The sequence below is a fragment of the Labrys sp. Lb11 genome, from assembly GCF_057554225.1.
Genome location: NZ_BAAJOT010000005.1, coordinates 205,053 through 223,588, shown reverse-complemented (window position 1 = coordinate 223,588; position 18,536 = coordinate 205,053). Strand labels below are relative to the sequence as shown.

14 protein-coding genes and 1 tRNA gene are annotated in these 18,536 nt (G+C 69.0%); 10 read left to right on the top strand and 5 right to left on the bottom strand.

From position 1 onward, the window contains the following. Positions 1 to 49: 49 nt before the first annotated feature. The 3 genes from ilvA to AC27L4_RS19680 form a co-directional block, all read right to left on the bottom strand. Positions 50 to 1,561 (bottom strand): threonine ammonia-lyase, biosynthetic, encoded by a 1,512-nt coding sequence (gene ilvA, locus AC27L4_RS19690; protein WP_487144062.1) that lies wholly within the window; start codon positions 1,559 to 1,561, stop codon positions 50 to 52. An 86-nt stretch (positions 1,562 to 1,647) separates the two neighbouring features. Then, a complete protein-coding gene (locus AC27L4_RS19685) occupies positions 1,648 to 2,703 on the bottom strand; it encodes a polysaccharide deacetylase family protein (protein WP_487144061.1) in 1,056 nt (351 codons plus the stop codon). A 107-nt stretch (positions 2,704 to 2,810) separates the two neighbouring features. Then, entirely contained in the window at positions 2,811 to 5,195 is a 2,385-nt protein-coding gene (locus tag AC27L4_RS19680) for a Wzz/FepE/Etk N-terminal domain-containing protein (RefSeq protein WP_487144060.1), read from the bottom strand. 172 nt (positions 5,196 to 5,367) lie between these two features. On the opposite strand from AC27L4_RS19680, the gene AC27L4_RS19675 reads away from it, so the two are divergent. The 6 genes from AC27L4_RS19675 to AC27L4_RS19650 all read left to right on the top strand — a co-directional run bounded on the left by AC27L4_RS19675 (position 5,368) and on the right by AC27L4_RS19650 (position 11,269). Beyond that, the gene (locus AC27L4_RS19675; protein ID WP_487144059.1) at positions 5,368 to 5,967 is read left to right on the top strand and encodes a polysaccharide biosynthesis/export family protein; all 600 of its coding nucleotides are present in this window, start codon (positions 5,368 to 5,370) and stop codon (positions 5,965 to 5,967) included. Positions 5,968 to 6,172: 205 nt separating this feature from the next. Continuing rightward, the gene (locus AC27L4_RS19670; RefSeq protein WP_487144058.1) at positions 6,173 to 7,708 is read left to right on the top strand and encodes an undecaprenyl-phosphate glucose phosphotransferase; all 1,536 of its coding nucleotides are present in this window, start codon (positions 6,173 to 6,175) and stop codon (positions 7,706 to 7,708) included. Further along, positions 7,708 to 8,997, top strand: coding sequence for an O-antigen ligase family protein (locus tag AC27L4_RS19665; protein ID WP_487144057.1), 1,290 nt, complete (start codon positions 7,708 to 7,710; stop codon positions 8,995 to 8,997). Before AC27L4_RS19670 ends, AC27L4_RS19665 begins: the two co-directional genes overlap by 1 nt. Before the next feature lie 278 nt (positions 8,998 to 9,275). After that, positions 9,276 to 10,742, top strand: coding sequence for a siroheme synthase CysG (gene cysG, locus AC27L4_RS19660; RefSeq protein ID WP_487144056.1), 1,467 nt, complete (start codon positions 9,276 to 9,278; stop codon positions 10,740 to 10,742). A gap of 80 nt (positions 10,743 to 10,822) precedes the next feature. Continuing rightward, positions 10,823 to 11,050, top strand: coding sequence for a hypothetical protein (locus AC27L4_RS19655; RefSeq protein ID WP_487144055.1), 228 nt, complete (start codon positions 10,823 to 10,825; stop codon positions 11,048 to 11,050). Positions 11,051 to 11,191: 141 nt separating this feature from the next. Further along, positions 11,192 to 11,269 (top strand) — tRNA-Pro (locus AC27L4_RS19650). A 359-nt stretch (positions 11,270 to 11,628) separates the two neighbouring features. On the opposite strand, the gene AC27L4_RS19645 is transcribed toward AC27L4_RS19650, so the two are convergent. After that, on the bottom strand, positions 11,629 to 12,498 hold the full coding sequence (locus tag AC27L4_RS19645; RefSeq protein ID WP_487144054.1) for a polysaccharide pyruvyl transferase family protein: 870 nt from the start codon (positions 12,496 to 12,498) through the stop codon (positions 11,629 to 11,631). On the opposite strand from AC27L4_RS19645, the gene AC27L4_RS19640 reads away from it, so the two are divergent. Then, the gene (locus tag AC27L4_RS19640) at positions 12,497 to 13,582 is read left to right on the top strand and encodes a hypothetical protein (protein WP_487144053.1); all 1,086 of its coding nucleotides are present in this window, start codon (positions 12,497 to 12,499) and stop codon (positions 13,580 to 13,582) included. The genes AC27L4_RS19645 and AC27L4_RS19640 overlap by 2 nt on opposite strands. A 17-nt stretch (positions 13,583 to 13,599) precedes the next feature. Here the strand turns inward: AC27L4_RS19640 and AC27L4_RS19635 are convergent, their stop codons facing one another. Then, positions 13,600 to 14,367 (bottom strand): FadR/GntR family transcriptional regulator, encoded by a 768-nt coding sequence (locus AC27L4_RS19635; protein ID WP_487144052.1) that lies wholly within the window; start codon positions 14,365 to 14,367, stop codon positions 13,600 to 13,602. Between the two features lie 558 nt (positions 14,368 to 14,925). Between AC27L4_RS19635 and AC27L4_RS19630 the strand changes: the two genes are divergently transcribed. The 3 genes from AC27L4_RS19630 to AC27L4_RS19620 are packed head-to-tail and all read left to right on the top strand — an operon-like array spanning position 14,926 to position 18,525. Continuing rightward, complete coding sequence (locus AC27L4_RS19630) at positions 14,926 to 15,927, top strand: sugar ABC transporter substrate-binding protein (protein WP_487144051.1); 1,002 nt, start codon at positions 14,926 to 14,928, stop codon at positions 15,925 to 15,927. 40 nt (positions 15,928 to 15,967) lie between these two features. Continuing rightward, a complete protein-coding gene (locus AC27L4_RS19625) occupies positions 15,968 to 17,014 on the top strand; it encodes an ABC transporter permease (RefSeq protein WP_487144050.1) in 1,047 nt (348 codons plus the stop codon). Between the two features lie 5 nt (positions 17,015 to 17,019). Then, positions 17,020 to 18,525, top strand: a complete 1,506-nt coding sequence (locus AC27L4_RS19620) for a sugar ABC transporter ATP-binding protein (protein WP_487144049.1) — start codon at positions 17,020 to 17,022, stop codon at positions 18,523 to 18,525. The last annotated feature ends 11 nt before the right edge of the window (positions 18,526 to 18,536 follow it).

The window sequence follows — 18,536 nt, the reverse complement described above, 5'->3', positions numbered from 1 at the left end:
CGGGTCGTGTCCGATCCCTCGGGATCACGCCCGACGACCGCGCAGGCACTCAGCCGAGGAACATCTGGAAGGCCGGGTTTTCCGTTTCCTCTTCATAGGGATAGCCGAGCGACCCCAATTGCTCGAAGAAGCGCGGCCGATCCTCGGGCGGAACCTGAAGGCCGGCCAGCACGCGGCCATAGTCGGCGCCGTGGTTGCGATAGTGGAACAGCGTGATGTTCCAGTCCGTGCCGACGGCGTCGAGGAACCTCACCAGCGAGCCGGGGCGCTCGGGGAATTCGAAGCGCAGGATCACCTCGTCGCGCAGAGCCGGCGAGCGGCCGCCGACCATGTAGCGGATGTGCAGCTTGGCGGCCTCGTTGGCGCTGATGTCGAGGACGCCATAGCCCAGCCCCTCGAGCTGGGCGACGATCGCCGGCTTCTCGGCGTTGGCGTCCCGCAGCTTGATGCCGACGAAGACATGCGCCGCCGTGCCCGCGGCGTAGCGATAGTTGAACTCGGTGATGATCCGGCGCCCGAGCACATGGATGAAGCGCTTGTAGCTGCCGCGCTCCTCCGGAATCGTGACGCCGAGCAGGATTTCCCGAGCCTCGCCGATCTCCGCCCGTTCCGCCACATGCCGCAGCCGGTCGAAGTTCATGTTGGCGCCGCTGTTGACGGCGATGAGCGAACCGGCGCGCTCCGGCTGCCGAAGGGCGTGGATCTTCAGACCGGCCAGGGCGAGCGCGCCGGCCGGCTCGGCGATCGCCCGCGTATCCTCGAAGATGTCCTTGACGGCGGCGCACATCGCATCGGTGTCGGCGACGATAATGCCGTCGAGCAGGTCGCGGCACAGCCGGAACGTCTCGGCGCCGGCCTGCCGCACGGCGACACCGTCGGCGAACAGGCCGACCCGGTCGAGGGCGACCGGTGTTCCGGCCGCCAGGGCTGCCCGCATCGAGGCGGCGTCCACGGGCTCGACGCCGATCACCTTGGTCTGCGGCCGCAGGAACTTGACGTAGGCGGCGATGCCGGCGGCCAGCCCGCCGCCGCCGACCGGCACGAAGATCGCCTCGATCGCGCCGGGGTGCTGGTGCAGCATCTCCATGCCGACGGTCCCCTGCCCGGCGATCACGTCGGGATCGTCGAACGGGTGGACGAAGGTCAGGCCCTGGTCGCGCTCGAGGGTCCGGGCATGAGCATAGGCGTCGTCGAAGGTCTCGCCGTGCAGCACGACGCGTCCGCCCCAATGGCGCACGGCCTCCACCTTGATCGGCGGCGTCGTCACCGGCATAACGACGGTCGCCGTCAGGCCCAGCTTCCCGGCAGAAAGGGCGACGCCCTGGGCATGATTGCCCGCCGAGGCGCAGATCACGCCGGCCGCCTGTGCCTCCGGCGGGAGCCGGGCCAGGCGATTGTAGGCGCCGCGAATCTTGAACGAGAAGATCGGCTGCAGATCCTCGCGCTTGAGATGCACCTGGGCGCCGAGGCGCTGGCCGAGCCGCACCATGCGGTCGAGCGGCGTCTGCACCGCAACATCGTAGACGCGGGCGTCGAGAATCTTGCGGACGTAGTCTGTCACCGGGCGGTCCTGAGACGGGAAATCCACCGGCGTCGCGGCCGGACTGCGCTAGCCATAGGCCGATCTCCGCGGAAATTCGATCGTTTTCAGGCGGCATCGACGGGCCGCAGGCGGTTGGCCAGCGCGAACGGCACGCCCGAAAGGAACAGGTCGACATAGCGCACGGCCTGGAAATGGCCATTGAGCGAGACACGCGGCAGGCAGTCGAGATGCCCGGCATGGGCGCCGTGCACGAGGCCGCGGCGCGTCGTCACGGCGGTGCGAAAGCCAAGCTCCCGGATCATGCCGAATTCGCGCGTCCCCGCTGCCGCGTGGTTGCCGATGGGATAGGCGAAATGCTCGACCGGCCGGCCGAGCATCCGCTCCGCCGCCGCCCTGCCCTCGACGATGTCGGCCTTCGCTTCTCCGGCCGCCAGCTTGGCCAGGATCGGGTGGCTGCGCGTGTGCGCGCCGAAGGCGGCGAGCGGATCGGCAGCGAGGACGGCAAGCTCCGCCCAGTCCATGCAGAGTTCGCGGCACGGCGCCTGCGGCGCAAGGCCGGCCTGGGCTGCCAGCTGCGGAATGATCGGGCTCCGCGACGGTTCGCCGCCACCGACCAGCTCGGCATAGATCGCGGCGAAGGCCCGTGCCTTGGCGGCGGAGCCCGCCGTCGCGAGGCGGCGCGCCTGCCCGTCCAGCACGGCCTCGACCGAATCGAGGCGGCGGATCGCCTCCTCCAGCACCACCCACCACAGGACGCCGTTCCCCTCGGCGAAATCGCTGGCGACGTAGATAAGGTAGGGGCACCCGTGCCGCCGGAACACCGGCGCGGCATGCAGGGCATTGTCCCGATAGCCGTCATCGAGCGTGAACGCGGCGAAGGGGCGGCCCGGTTCCGCCGCCAGGATGCGCCGCTGCGCCTCGTCCATGGTGACGAGGTCGAATCCGGCCGCCTTCACCCGGGCGATCGTCCGGTCGAGGAAGTCGGGCGTCACCTCCAGGTGGCGGTTCGGCGCGAAGGCGTCGCCGCGCCAGGGCCGGACGTGGTGCAGCATGAAGATGGCGCCGCGTCCCCGCGCCAGCGGCGCCAGCCAGCGATGGGCGCCGAGAAGGTAGAGCGCATCGAAGGCGGATTTGAAGACGAACTGGCGGAGATCGGACATCGGCAGCCCTCGCGCGAAACGCCGTCACGGTTCTGGGCCAAAATCCGCAAGAACCGGTGAACGCGGGCCGGTGGTCCGCCCCCGCCCGCAGCCGGCGGGACCGGCTCTCAGGCGGCGACGAGATCGACGTCCGGCGCCGCGACCTCGGTGATGTGACGGGCACCGAGCCGCTGCAGCAGGCCATGCGCTCCGGCGGCGGCGGCAGCCTCGCCGGGCACGGCGACGACCAGCGCACTCTCGCAGGCCTCGGCGATCGGCCCCCAGAACGGATCGTCCGGGCCGTGCACGGAGCCGCCGTCGAACACCACCGCGTCATAAGTGGAGGACAGGGCCTCGAACACGATGCGCAGCCGGCTGATCACGGGCTCGTCGGCGATCTCGGCGGCCGGAATGGCGCGGCCGCCGGCGATCAGGTGCAGCCGCGAGAACCTGTCGCAGTCGATCACGTCGATGAAGGAGGCTTCGCCCGTCAGGAGCTCGCCCAGCCCGGCGCGACCGGTGCCGGCCCGGCCGAGGCAGAGGGCGACGAGCACCACGCGCATGTCGCCGGCGGCAAGCGCGCGGGCAAAATGCGTCGCCGCGGCGGAAATCCCCTCGCTCGGCCCGCCGCCGGCGAACAGGACGGTGCGGGTGCCGCCGATGCGACTGCGCAACTGCGCTGCCAGGGCATCGAGCGCGGAAAGCTCGTCCCGCTGCGCAGGAGCGGCGGCACGGCGAAGGGCGGCGTCGGCGCCGTCCGGCTCGACCATCGGCTCGGGTCCCGCGGCAAGCTCAGGCTCCGCCGCGGGCGCCAGTCCTGCGGCAGGCGTGGGGCCCGGGGCCGGTTCCGGCCGGACCGGCGCGGGTCCCTCGAAGCCGAGCGGCTCGAACAGGCCGAGCGAAGGCGCCGCGGCCGCGACGGGCGCCGCCGGGCTTGTCGGAGTTGGCGCGCTGCCCGCATCCGCCGTTTCCGTCCTGGTCCCGCCCGGTGCTCCCGGAGGCGGGTCATGCGGCGGCTCCTCGGCTGCGACGGCCGGCCGGGCGGCCGGCTCCTGCGGCGGCGGGGCAGGCTGGGGCGCCGGCTGCACCGGCGTGAAGGCCCGGCCGGACATGAGCTCACCGGCCGCCGCCAGCGCCAGCGACAGCACCAGGGTCGCCATGGTGGCGATGAAGATGATCGGCAGCTTCCTGGGGAAATAGGGCGTCGCGGCCGGCAGCGCCTGCGAGATGATCCGCCCGCCCGCCGGCATCTCGGTGAAGGAGCCGTAGGCGTTGGCTTCGCGATAGCGCGACAGATAGGCTTCCAGGAGGTCGCGCTGCGCCCGGGCCTCGCGCTCCAGGGCACGCAGCTGCACCTCCTGCTCGTTGGAGGCTGCCGCCTGGCGCTTCTGGCTGTCGAGCTGCTGGATCAGGGACTCGACGCGGGCCCCGGCGATCTGGGCGTCGTTCTCCAACGAGCGCACGGTCTTGCGGGCTTCGACGACGATCTGGCTCTCCAGCCCCTGGATCTGGGCGTTGAGTTCCTTGATGCGGGGGTGGCCGGCCAGCAGCGTCCGCGACTCCAGCGCCAGTTGCGCGCGCAGGTTGACCCGCTGCTCGATCAGCCGGCGCATCAGGTCGTTGTTGTTGATGTCGGAGACGTCGATCGGCTTGCCCGACTTCAGGAGCTCGCGGATCAGCTTGGCCTTGGCCTGGGCCTCGGCCTGCAGGGCGCGGGCGGCGGAGAGCTGGGTGTTCGCTTCCGAGAGCTGCTGGGTGGTCAGCGACGCATTGTTCTGGGCGATGAACAGCCCGTTCTTGGCGCGATAATCCTCCACCGCCGCCTCCGCCTTGGCGACCGTCTTGCGCAGCTCGTCGATCTGCGGCGACAGCGCCTGCGAGGCGTCGAGGGATTCGCCGAGCTTGGCGGCGCGCAGCGTCTCGATATAGAGGCTCGCGATGGTGTTGGCGGCACGAGCGGCGAGATCGGCGTCGCGCGAGCTGAATTCGACGGTGATGACGCGCGACTTGTCGATCGGATAGGCCGAGAGCGCGTCGTAGTAATGGTCGAGCACCCGCTCCTCGGGCGTCTTGGCCAGCGGGTCCTTGGCGAGCCCGAGCACCATCAGCACCTGGCTGAGCGGCCCGACGCCCGCCGCGGCGGGGTCGAATTCCGGATTGCCGACCAGGCCGAGCTGCTTGATCGCCTTGAGGGCGAGGTTGCGCGACATGATCACCTGCACCTGGCTGGCGACCGCCTGCTCGTCGACGATCTGCTGGTCGGCGCCGGGCTGGACGCCGGTCGGACGGGTGAAGGAGGATTCCTGCCCCTGCAGCAGGATGCTCGCCGTCGACTTGTACTTCGGCGGGATGAGCTGGACGACGATCGTCGCGCCGATCAACGCGACGAGGGTCGGGATCAGGATGCGCAGCTTCCTGGCCCACAGGGCGCGGGCGAGCGCGCCCAGATCCAGGTCGCCGCCGCGATCATCGCGGGCGGCCAACGGATCGTTGGCGTCGATGGAAGCTCGCATGTTTGGCCTCGGGGCGATGACGGGCGGGATCTGACAGCAACATGGTTGATGCCGCGTTAATACAGGCTCCGTTCGCGCCGCGCACGCGGGCCGGCGCCGGCCCGCGTCGCAGTTTGTTAACCATGATCGGCCTAGAAAGGCGAAGCCCTGTCCCTCCTGCGGGTTGTTGCCGATGTACCGCCTCCCAGCCCGATCTCCGCGATCCCTCGCCCCGTCGACTGCCCGGCGGCTGAGCATCGCCGTCATCGCGGCGAGCCTGGTTCTCGGCGGATGCACGACCCGGCGCTACGTCGCCTTCGAGGACGCACCCTATGCGCCCTACCGCCTGAGCGCCGGCGACAAGGTGCGGGTGCTGGTGTTCGGCCAGGAGAACCTGTCCAACATCTACTCGGTCGATGCCAGCGGCCGGATCTCGATGCCGCTGATCGGCAACGTGCCGGTGGCCGGGCGCACCACCAGCCAGCTGGAGGGCGAAGTCAGCGGCAGGCTGCGCAACGGCTTCGTGCGCGAGCCGCATGTGTCGATCGAGGTCGAGCAGTATCGCCCCTTCTTCGTCCTCGGCGAAGTCAATCAGGCCGGCCAGTTCCCCTTCGTCAATGGCCTGACCGCGCAGAACGCCGTCGCCATCGCCGGCGGCTTCTCGCCGCGCGCCCAGACGAACGGCGTCGAGGTCACGCGCATGATCGACGGCCAGTCGATCACCGGCTTCGTGCCGATCACCTATGCGCTGCGGCCCGGCGATACGGTCACGGTCAAGGAGAGGTGGTTCTGACGGCATCAAGGCCCGGCGCAGCCGCGCCGAGCCCGCATTCGCAGCTCCCCGCAGCAACCGCCGCGTCATTGCCAACGGGCGGCGGAGTGCTTAACTTGCGTCGAGTTTCCAGAGCCGCCTGAACCAATCGTCAAGCATTCGCAAGTCATTGTCTCCGGGTGAAGACCCGCCGGCCATGCGCGGCGGGGGAGACGGGATGCGTATCATGACCGATTTCAACCCCCGGACCAAGTTCGGGCCACAAGCGATCATGAGCTCGCCGGCGGACGACGGCGAGACAGGTCCGGTCGTCCTGTCCGAGCAGGCCCTCGATATCGCCAATCGTTTTTCCGACCGCCCGATCTCCCAGAGCATGCTGGCCGGCTGGGTCAGGATCATCGAGTTCGTCGCGGTCCTGGCCATCGGCTATGCCGTCTACCGGGGCTATGTCGTGCCGCGCAACGGCAGCGACCCGCGCTATTTCATCCCGCTCATCGCCGGCTCGCTGCTGGCCGTCGCCTTCATCCAGGCGGCGGACGGCTACAACGCCGGCGCGTTCCGCTCGATCTTCGGCCAGATCGGCCGCATCGCCGCAGCCTGGACGCTGGTCTTCGCCGCGTTCGCGGTGGCCGTCTTCTTCCTCAAGCTCGGCCAGATCTATTCGCGCTTCTGGTTCTCGGCCTGGTACGTCGCCGGCTTCGTCTTCTTCATGGTGTTCCGCGTCGGCCTGGCGATGGTGGTGCGCGGCTGGATGCGCGACGGCCGGCTGCAGCGCCGCGCCGTCATCGTCGGCGGCGGCGAGATGGCGGCCGAGCTGATCCGCTCGATCGAGGCCTCGACCGACAAGGACGTGCAGATCTGCGGCATCTTCGACGATCGTTCGGGCGACCGTTCGCCCGCCATCGTCCAGGGCTATCCGCGCCTGGGCACCGTCGCCGAGCTGGTCGCCTTCGCGCGTATCGCCAAGGTCGACATGCTGATCGTGTCGCTGCCGATCACCGCCGAGAACCGGCTGCTGCAGATCATGCGCAAGCTGTGGGTGCTGCCGGTCGACATCCGCCTCTCGGCCCACACCAACAAGCTGCGCTTCCGGCCGCGCTCCTACTCCTATATCGGCGCGGTGCCGTTCCTCGACGTGTTCGACAAGCCGATCGCCGACTGGGATTCCATCGTCAAGCGCTGCTTCGACCTGGTCTTCGCCAGCCTGGCCCTGCTCCTGCTGTCGCCGGTGCTGATCGGCACGGCGATCGCCATCAAGCTCGATTCGAAGGGGCCGGTGCTGTTTCGCCAGAAGCGCTACGGTTTCAACAACGAGGTTATCGACGTCTTCAAGTTCCGTTCGATGTATGCGGACAAGTGCGACTACGAGTCCAAGATCGCCGTCACCAAGGGCGATCCGCGCGTCACCCGCGTCGGGCGCTTCATCCGCAAGACCTCGATCGACGAATTGCCGCAGCTCATCAACGTGCTGCGCGGCAACCTCTCCCTGGTCGGGCCGCGCCCGCACGCGGTCGGCTCGAACACCCAGGACAAGCTGTGGGAATCGGTGGTCGACGGCTATTTCGCCCGCCACAAGGTCAAGCCGGGCGTGACCGGCTGGGCCCAGATCAGCGGCTGGCGCGGCGAGGTCGACACGCCGGAGAAGCTGCGCCGGCGCGTCGAGCACGACCTCTACTATATCGAGAACTGGTCGCCGCTGTTCGATCTCTACATCCTGTTCCGCACGCCGTTCGCGCTCCTCAACACCGAGAACGCCTATTGATGGCAAGCGGTGCGGCCGTCGCCGGCGCGGCCACGAGGCCGCGCTTCACCGTCAGCCCGGAGAGGCTGCGGCTCGGCACGCTCTGGCTGATGGTGTTCGGCGGCTCGATCACCATGATCGAGCCCTCGCCCTACGAGCTCCTCGGCATCCTCGCCATGGTCACCTGGATGTTCGGCGGCCTGAGACTACGGCAGGAGATGATGCCGATCCTGCTGCTGGTCCTCGTCTATATGCTGGGCGCCACCATCACCCTCATCCCGGTGATGCACCTGCCCAAGACGGTGCTGTGGACCTGCGTCGGCTGGTTCCTGGCCTTCACCGGCCTGTTCTACATGATGGTGCTGTCCGAGCACACGGTGGAGCGCCTCGACGTGCTGGTGCGGGCCTATATCGCTACGGCGGTGACGTGTTCGATCATCGGCATTCTCGGCTATGCACGGCTGCTGCCGGGCTCCGAGGCGCTGCTGCTCTATTCCCGCGTCAAGTCGACCTTCCAGGATCCCAACGTGTTCGGGCCGTTCCTGGTGCTGCCGGCGCTGATCCTGGTGCAGCGGCTCTATATCGACGGCATAAACGGCGCGGGGCGCAACGCGCTGGCGCTGATGATCATCATGGCCGGCCTGTTCCTGTCGTTCTCGCGCGGCGCCTGGGGCCATTTCGTCGGCTCGGCGGCGCTGATGACGCTGATGACGCTGTGGTGCGCCCGCTCCAGGCAGTTGCGCACCCGCGTGGTGGTGCTGTGCCTCCTGGGGGTCGCCGCCCTGGCGCTGCTGATCATGGCGCTCCTGTCCTTCGACGCCGTCAGCCAGCTGTTCGCCGAGCGCGCCAGCCTCGAGCAGAATTACGACCTCGGCCAGTTCGGCCGCTTCAACCGCCACTGGCTCGGCTTCGTCCTGGCGCTCGACCGGCCCATCGGCATCGGCATGCTGCAGTTCGGCCCGATGTTCGGCGAGGACACGCACAATTCCTATCTCAACGCCTTCATGTCCTATGGCTGGATCGGCGGCATCACCTGGCCGGCGATCGTGGTGCTGACCCTGTTCGCCGGCTGGAAATATTGCCTGAAGCCAAGCCCCTGGCGCCATATCTTCATCTGCGTGATGGCGACCTACCAGATCGTGGTGCTGGAGGCGTGGATCATCGACATCGACCATTGGCGCCATGTCTGGCTGCTGTTCGGCGCGGTCTGGGGCCTTGCCATCGCCACGGCCCGGCTGGAGCGGGGCGAGCCGAGCAGCCTGGCCGAAGCCGCCGCCCCCGCCATGCGCCGGGGACGGCGCATGTTGTGACGCTGTTCAACAGAAACGAAATGTACAAAAATCGCATGTGTTGCGACTGAATGTGAAATGCGCTACGCAGGGGGCGTCGCCTTCGAGACAGATCGCCATGTCCCGGTGGCGGAGAGTGCCGGCAGGACGCGAACGGCAGGCTTGCCGGGCGCCGTGGAACGGGACAGGGTTGCGCCCACGGCGACCAGCCGCACCGACCGGACACCGAGGTCCGAGCCGCTCCGATCGGGAGGGCTGGGGTCTCGGCCATGGCGAGACGATCATCGGGACGAAGCTTCATGAGCCGCACGCCGACCCAGACCGAGCCGGGGCGCATCGCGCCGCTTTCGGTGTTGCCGGTGTTCTACCGCCTGAGCGGCAAGCGCGCGGTGGTAGCGGGGCAGAGCGGCGCAGCGGCGTGGAAGGCCGAGCTGCTGGCGGCGTCGGGCGCGGCCGTCGAGATCTATGCCCCCTCCCCCTCCCCGGAGCTCGCGGAGGTCCTTGCCCGCAGCGACGGCCTCATCCGGCACGCAGCCCGGGCCTGGACGGCGCCGGACCTCGCCGGCGCCGCGCTGGCCGTCGCCGATGCGGCGGACGAAGAGGAAGCGCAGGCCTTTCGCGACGCCGCCCGCGTCGCGGGCGTGCCGATCAACATCGTCGATCGCCCGGCCTTCTGCGACTTCCAGTTCGGCTCCATCGTCAACCGCTCGCCGCTGGTCGTCGGCATTTCCACCGACGGCGCCGCCCCGGTGTTCGGCCAGGCCATCCGCGCCCGAATCGAGACGCTGCTGCCGCACGGCTTCCAGAAATGGGCCGAGGCCGCCCGCGCCTGGCGGCCGCTGGTGCAGGCACTGTCCCTCTCCTTCGCCGCCCGCCGCCGCCTCTGGGAACGGTTCGCGCGCCAGGCACTGGGCCGTCCCGACCGCGGGCCGACCGACGCCGATCGCGCCGCGTTGCTCGATGCCTCCGGCCTCGATGCCGAGCGATCCGCGACGGGAACAGTGACGCTGGTCGGCGCCGGCCCCGGCGATCCCGAACTGCTGACCCTCAAGGCCGTACGGGCGCTCCAGTCCGCCGACGTGATCCTGCACGACGACCTCGTCGCCGACGCGGTGCTCGACTTCGCCCGCCGCGAGGCCCGGCGCATGGTGGTGGGCAAGCGCGGGCGCCGTCCCTCGTGCAAGCAGGACGACATCAACGCGCTGATGGTGTCCCTGGCCGCGGGCGGCAAGCGCGTCGTCCGCCTCAAGGGCGGCGATCCCCTGGTTTTCGGCCGGGCCGGCGAGGAGATCGCCGCCTGCCGGGCCGCCGGCATACCCGTCGAGGTGGTGCCGGGCGTGACGGCGGCATTGGGGGCGGCGGCGCGGCTGGAGGTGTCGCTCACCCATCGCGATCATTCGCGGCGCCTGCAATTCGTCACCGCCCACTCCCGCCAGGGCCGGCTGCCCGACGATCTCGACTGGAAGGCTCTCGCCGATCCCGCGGCGACCACCGCGGTCTATATGGGCAAGGCCGTGCTCGGCGAATTCGCCGAGAAGCTGGTCGGCGCCGGCATGGCTCCGGCGACGCCGGCGATCATCGTCGAATACGCCACGCGGGCGGAGGAACGGATCTTTCACGCCAGCGTCGGCACCATGGCCGCCGCGCTCGCCAGCGAACCGCTCGACGGCCCCTGCATCATGCTGATCGGCGCCGCGCTCGCCGAGGCCCGGCCCGCCGACCTGTCGCCGCTCGTCGAGCAGGCGCTCCTGCGGGTCCAGGCGTAGATTACGTATGGTCATCTCCTCTTGCCCGACGGCCTTCGCCGTGATGATGTGTGGCCGAATCCGCTCCGGGAGGGCTGAAGGTGACCAACAAGAATCATATCGAGGGCTTGAAGGCCTTGCGGGCCGATCTGGTCGAACGCCGCAGGGATGCGGTCGGCAAACGCGAGAACGCGGACGCCAAGACGGTCGCCACCAGCGTCGAGCACTGGCAGCGCCTGATCGAGGCCATCGACCGGGCCCTCGCCGACGAGGAGGAATCGGCTCCGGCCCCGCGCTCGAGGGCGAATGCGGCCAAGGCGACGACCTGATTTCCCGAGGTCCGCCTGCCTCCGGCCGCCAAGCCCGCGTTTCGGCCCGGGCGACGGTCCGATCACGGCGTGGCCCTCGCCGCCATTAAGGGCTTGCGCCACGCGCCGAAAATCCCTAGAGGATCACCACCCAATGGGTGTCGGAGCGTAGCGCAGCCCGGTTAGCGCACTAGTCTGGGGGACTAGGGGTCGGAGGTTCGAATCCTCTCGCTCCGACCATTGGAACCAACGAAATCGACGACTTAAGAAGCGGTCCGCATTGAGACCCCCTGGAGCGGAACGGCAATCTGTGGCTGGGTTTTGCCGGGCCGCGAGAGAAAAGTCCCGACCGGCGTCCCACGATTGTTCACGCACCGCAGCGAATCGCATGCAGATGCCTGACCCGACATTCCGACGGGATCGGGCCGAATTGCCGGGCGAGGCGCCGACCTTGTCGGACGACGCCTGACGCGGGAGCACGACGCCGCGCCCGGCGTCGTGTCGGTCTCGGTCCGTGCGGCGGACGGACGGCTTCATGCCGCTTCCCTCCGTTGGGCCTGGAAAGCCTCCCGCAAGCCCGGTGCCTGCCCCGGCCACGTCTAACCGTCAGACAAGGCCTGCGTCAGTTCCGCCGCCGTGAACACGCGTTGCGCGCGCAGGAAGTCGCGGAACGCCAGGAACATGGCGCGGTTGTCGCGGGCATAGTCCATCATTTGCGGCAGTTCGCCCGGCTGCCGGCAGATCGGGATCGGCAGTCCCGACCAGGAAACCAGCGCTTCGATCTTGTGGCTGTTGCTGGGCGAGGCGACGAAGGGGGCGCCGGCCAGGCCCGCGGCATAGACGCCGTGATGCTGGCCGGTGAGATAGAGGTCGACGGAGCGCAGCGTGGCGACGATGTCCTCCAGCGCGCCGGCATTGACGAGCAGCTTGGGGGCCTCGATGCCGGCGAAGACGGCGGCATGGGGCGAAGCCGGATGAACGCCGCCGAGCACGACGCCGCCGAGATCGGCGAGCGGCGTGCCCTTGCCGTCGCCGGCGAACAGGGGGTCGGCCGCCGAATCGAGGAAGACCTCGGGTTGCCCGCCGAAGCCGCGGGCATGGTCGGCGCTGAACGGCTCGCGGACGGAGAAGAAGTCGAGGCGACGCAACACGTCGGGATGACGGTTCTCGTATTGCTGGAACAGGGCATTGACCAGGAGGGTGCGCTTGCCGCGCGCCTGGCCTTCCGCGATCATGTCGAGGAGGAAATTCGCACGGGGGGAATCGTGGTGGATGCTCCCCTCGCCGTTCACGAACACCACATCGCAGGCCTCCATGGCATCCTTGTCGTATCGCAGCTGGCCGACCCGGTGGGTGGCGATGATCTCGGCCTCGCCGAGGTGGTGGCGCAGCGAGCGCATCACGGCCCGGCAGCCGGCATGGGCCGTTCCCGACGTATCGTTGAAGAAGTAGATTTTCGGCTTCTGCATGAAGTGTCTCGTTCTCACCAGTTCCTATCGGACGCTCTCGAACTACAAGCCCGTTCTGGACGCGATGGCCGCGCGCGGCGATCGGGTCGAATTCGTCTGGCTCGAGGCAGCGCGCGGCCTTCCCGGCCAGGCCCCGCGGGACTTCGGCCTGCGCCCCGTGGCCGAGCGTACCGATGCGTCATACACCCCTCCCGCCGCGACCAACCCGTTCTGGGCGCTGCTCGCGCGCGCCTTCGAGGAGCACGAGCCCGAGCTCCTGTTTTGCGACGACATGGCGCATTGGCCGGCCATCCGCGTCGCCGGCTTCACGCGCGAGCATCACCCCCGTACCCTCATCATCGCATGCCAGCATGGGGTCTATCAGCCCTGGAACGGCATGAACGAGTCCTTTGTCGCAGACTATTTCTTCTGCTTCGGCCGGAGGCACGTCCTGAACTTCGACGAGAGGCACTGGCCCAGGGTCTTTCCCGTCGGCCTGCCGAAACTCGACCCGCTGCTGTCGATGGCGCCCGGCGAGGGTGACCATGTCCTTTTCTTCGCCCAGTCCGCCCCGCAGGCGCATATCGTCCGCCCGCTGCTCCTGGACCTGCGCGAGAAGATCGGCCTGCCGGTCCGGGTCCGGCCGCATCCGGGGCACCCCGCCGCCTATGATGCGTTGCAGGATGACTTCCCCTTCCTCTCCCCCCTCGACGATCCGATCGACCAGATCCGGTCGTCCAAGCTCCTCCTGACCACGCATTCGACCGCCCTGCTCGAAGCCCTGTTCCTCGGCAGGGATTGCGTCCTCCTGCCCTCGTTCGGGCTGACCGATTTCACCTTCTATCCCGGGATCGCGACGGACTTCAGCGCCGACAAGGTGCTGGCGGCCCTCAGGAAGCTGCAGCGCGAGACGGCCGGGGTCGAGCGTTTCCTGGCGCAGGTCTGCGGCGGCCGGCAGGACCGGGCCACGGCCCGGGCGCTCGCCATGGTCGATGCCCTGCTCGAGCATCACCGGTCGGGCCGTGCGCCCGGCCGCTGGTGGCAGGAGGACGGGCCGGTCCGCGTGCTGATGGCCGGGGAGCATCCGCTCTGCCGCCTGCTCTGATGCGGCTCGGCGCGGCCTCAGAACCCGGCCGCGTCGTCCGCCATCTCGTCGCCGTCGGCGAGGTCGTAGCCGAGGCGCCGGGCGGCGCTGGTGATGTGCCGGCGCATCGCCTCGCGCGCCGCCGCCGGCGAGCGGGAAAGGATGGCATCGTGGATGGCGGTGTGCTCGGCGATGTTCATGGCCGCCAGGCGCCCGTCCGGGTCGCTCTGGTTGTGGCGCATGAACATGATGCTCTGGCGCATCTGGCCGGAGAGGAAGCCGACGACGGTGGCGATATAGGGATTGCCGGTCGCCTGGGCGACGACCCGGTGGAAATCGAGGTCGGCGGCGACGCCGTCCTGGGCCCAGTCCACGGCCGAGCGCATCCGTTCCAGCGCGGCGGAAACGGCGGCGCGCTGCTGCGCGTCGGCACGCAGCGCCGCCAGGCCGGCGGCGCGGATCTCCAGGATGGCCCGCAGCTCGAACACATTCTGGAACACCAGCCGGTCGCTCATCAGCTCCGCGTCGATGCGCAGCGTCGCGGTGGCCTCGCTGCTGACCACGAAGGCGCCGACGCCCTGGCGCGACTGCACCACGCCATCGGAGCGCAGCCGTGCGATCGCCTCGCGGATGACGTTGCGGCTGACGCCGAAGCGCTCGGCCAGGGTCTGCTCGGTCGGCAGGCGATCGCCCTGCTTCAGATGACCCTGGGCGATCTCCTGGGTGATCGCCGCGGCGACACGCGAGGGCAACTGCGGCATCCGCCCAAGCGCGGCGATGTTCGTCGGGTTTGCGTCACGCGTCATGCATCACGTCGCCGGGTTCCTCGATGGGCATGTCGGGTCGAGCGGCCGCCGCGAGGGAGCCGCAAGCGCTTCTAGAGCAAAGCGCGTTTGGTGGAAACGCGCTTTGCTCTAACTCCTTGTTTCGACGCCTCTTTGCGACTTGACGCGATTCCGTCAAATCGCAAAACGCTTTAGCCTTGCGATCGAAGGAACGTCACGCCGATTTTTCCGCTCCTTCCTCGTCTGCCACCGGATTCTTTCATTGGTAGGCTTGTCCTACAACCGGACCGTCTGATATGCATAGCGGATAAGAAGTCGTCGGTCGAGCGTCGCTCGCCGCAACGACCGAAGGAGGAGGCGCTGATCCATTCGGAAGAGTCCGGAGGCTGATGCCGTGCCAACCGCCCGGCCGCCGATCCGCACGGACCTTCCGGATGACCCGCCAGCACTGATCACGCGGCCGAGCCGCGTCCGCCGGGTGCCTGCGCGCGGCGGCGGCGGCCGACCGCGATGGACTGCGCCGTCCGGCCTGCAGGCCGGGGGCGATCGCATGGCCTGGACCCGGGAGGACCCGCAGCAATGACCGTCACTCGACGCCAGTTCTCACTGAGCCTTGCCGCCGCCGCATCGGCCGCGGCTTTCCCGCCGCTCGCCCGCGCCGAGGGCGGCAAGACCATCGCGCTGATGTTCGACGCCTTCGACTCCGATTTCTGGATCACCGGCAACGCCATCCTGAAGGCCAAGGCCAAGGCGAACGGCTGGACCACGCTGGAGACCATCTCCAATCGCGACCAGAACAAGCAGAACGATCAGGTCAAGGCGATGGTGGAGCGCAAGGTCGACGGGATCGTCTTCATCCCGACCGACAACAACGCGGCCATTCCGGCGATCCGCACGGCCAACGCCGCCAACGTGCCGATCATCTTCTTCAACCGGCCGCCGGCGCCCAACGACAACAAGTACATCGCCATCCAGGCCGACAACCGCAAGATCATGCAGCTGACGGTGCAGGCCCTGGTCGACATCGCCAAGAAGCAGGGCGGCAAGTACAAGGCCTGCCTGCTGATCGGCGATCTCGGCGACAACAACGCGGTGCAGCGCCGGGACGGCGCCCTCGACATCCTCGACCAGAACAAGGATCTCGTCGAAGTCGTCTCCCGCGTCGCCACCGAGTGGAACACGGACAAGACTTTCGCCGGCCTCACCAACGCCATCCAGGCCAATCCGGACATCAACCTGCTGATCTCGCCCTCGGATTCGCAGGACGCCGTGATCGAGCAGGTGCTCAAGGCCGCCGGCAAATGGCACAAGAGCGGCGAGGAGGGCCATGTCCTGTTCTCCGGCTTCGACGGCGATCAGAACGGCTACAGGCTGCTCGATACCGGCTACATGGACGTCAACGGCGTCCAGAACCTCTTCTACGAGGTCGACCTCGCCTACAACGCCTTCAAGGACATCTGGGCCGGCAAGCAGCCCGAGCAGATGCTGGTCGACCCGGGCTTCGCCATCAGCCAGGCGAATCTCGCCGCCAAGCGCGAGGACATGTGGGGCTACCATGTGTGGAAGGAAAAGAACCCGTAGGCGGAGCCTGCGGCTCCAAGCGATGCCGAGAGCATGACCCGTGACTGATATCGGCGGCGCCTTGTCGGAGACGGCGGGCGGGACCAAGTCCCGCCCGGTGCGCCTCATGCGCCGGATGCTGTTCTCGGACTATCTCGTCCTCTACCTCACCGTGGCCTATGTGCTGGCGATCGCGCCGATCGTGCCGGAGATCCTCAGCCCGACCAATCTGCGCGACATCTTCCTGCAAGTCCTGCCGCTGTTCATCGCCGCGATCGGGCTGATGCTGGTGCTGATGGTGGCGCAGATCGACCTCTCGGCCACCTCGATCATGGCGATGGCGAGCGTCGTCGGCGCCTCGATCATGACCAGCCAGGGCGGTTACCTCGCCGGCAGCGCCTGGGCCCCGGCGGCGGCGATCGTGGCCTTCCTGGTAGTCGGCCTGGCGATCGGCGCCCTCAACGGCATGTGCACGACCCTGTTCGGCATGCCCTCCTTCCTGGTGACGCTGACGACCATGATGTTCTTCAGCGGCTCGGCCATCTGGTACACGGCCGGCCACACCAGCTCGGGCTCCAGCATCGGCAGCCTGCCGTCGGGCTTCCTCGAGCTCGGCTATGGCGGCGTGCTCGGCATCCCCTATGCCGCCCTGATCACCCTGGCGATCGCCGTCGGCGTCCACCTTGCCCTGTCGCGCACGGTGTTCGGCCGCTGGCTGTTCGCCGTCGGCCTCAACCCGCAGGCGGCGGCGATCTCCGGCGTGCCGGTGCGGCGGGTGGTGATTTCGACCTTCGTCCTCTCCGGCCTGTTCTCCGCCGTCGCCGCCGTCATCTACACCGGCCGGCTCGAGGCGGGCACGCCGATCCTCGGCCAGCGCATCCTGCTCGACGTCATCGGCGCGGCGGTGATCGGCGGCGTCAGCCTGTTCGGCGGCAGCGGCAAGGTCGGCGGCGTGTTTCTCGGCGTGCTGTTCCTCAGCGTCGTCGACAACGGCCTGCAGCTGCTCGGCCTGTCGCTCTCGGCCGTCTACGCCATCAAGGGCGGGGTGATCCTGTTCGCGGCCGTGACGGACGCGGTGCGCCACCGCGTCATCGCGCGCGGAGGCTGACGGTGATGGCCGAGCTGCTGCTGCGCATCCGCAATCTCGACAAGAGCTTCTTCGGCGTGCCGGTGCTGCGCGACGTCGGCTTCGACCTGCGCAGCGGCCATGTGCTCGGCCTGGTCGGCGAAAATGGCTCGGGCAAGTCGACGACCATGAACATCCTCGGCGGCATCCACCAGCGCGACGGCGGACGCATCGAGCTCGACGGCCGCGAGATCGCGCCGCGCAGCTCGCGCGAGGCGCAGGCGCTCGGCATCGCCTTCATCCACCAGGAGCTCAGCCTCTTTCCCAACCTCAGCATCGAGGAGAACATCTTCCTCGACCATTTCCCACGGCTCGGCCGGCTGCCCTTCATCGATCGCCGCCGCATGCGCGAGAGGGCGCGGGCGGCGCTCGACCTCGTCGACCTCAAGCTGCCGCCGGGCACGCCGGTCGGCCGCCTGGCTCCGGGCGAACGCCAGCTGGTGGAGATCGTCAAGGCGCTGAGCCGCGAGGCGCGGCTGATCATCTTCGACGAGCCGACCACCTCGCTGACGGCCCGCGAGTCCGAGCGCCTGTTCGGCATCATCGAGCGCCTGCGCGGCCAGGGCCTCGGCGTGATCTATATCAGCCACATCCTCGGCGACGTGATGCGCCTGTGCGACGACATCGTCGTGCTGCGCGACGGCCAGGTGACGGCGGCCGAGCCGCGCGCCGCCTTCAGCATCGAGCGGATGATCACGCTGATGGTCGGGCGCACCATCGACCACCTGTTCCCCGAGCGTGCGGGCACGCCGGACCGCAGCCGCGCCGCCCTGTCGGTGCGCGGCGTGTCCCAGCCCGGCATCGCCCGCGACATCGCCTTCGACCTCTACCCCGGCGAGGTGCTCGGCGTCTCCGGCCTGATGGGCGCGGGCCGCTCGGAGCTGGCCCGCATCCTGTTCGGCCTGGACGGCTACGCCAGCGGCGAGATCCGGGTCGGCGACGCCAGGCTGCCGCCGCGCTCGCCGCGCGCGGCCATGGAGCACGGCCTTGCCTTCCTCACCGAGGACCGGCGCGGCGAGGGGCTGATGATGGAAGCCTCGATCCGCGACAACATCGTGCTGCCCTCCCTGCCCGACCGGGCGAGCCCGTTCCTGCGCCTCCTGCGCCCGGCCGAGCTCGGCGCGGAGGCGCAGGCCATGGCGCAGGCCGTGCGCGTCAACGCCCGCTCGCTCGACCGCACCGCCGTGCGCACCCTGTCGGGCGGCAACCAGCAGAAGGTGGTGATCGGCAAATGGCTGATGCGCCGCCCCTCCATCTTCATCCTCGACGAGCCGACCCGCGGCATCGATGTGGGCGCCAAGTACGAGGTCTACAAGATCATCAACCAGCTGGTGGCGGAGGGTGCCGCGGTCCTGTTCATCTCCTCGGAGATCGAGGAGCTGATCGGCATGACCGATCGGATCATGGTCATGGCGCGCGGCGAGGTCCGCGGCTTCCACGACCGGGCCGGCTACCGGCGCGAGACGCTGCTGCGCGCGGCGCTCTGGGACTGACGGAGGCCCGC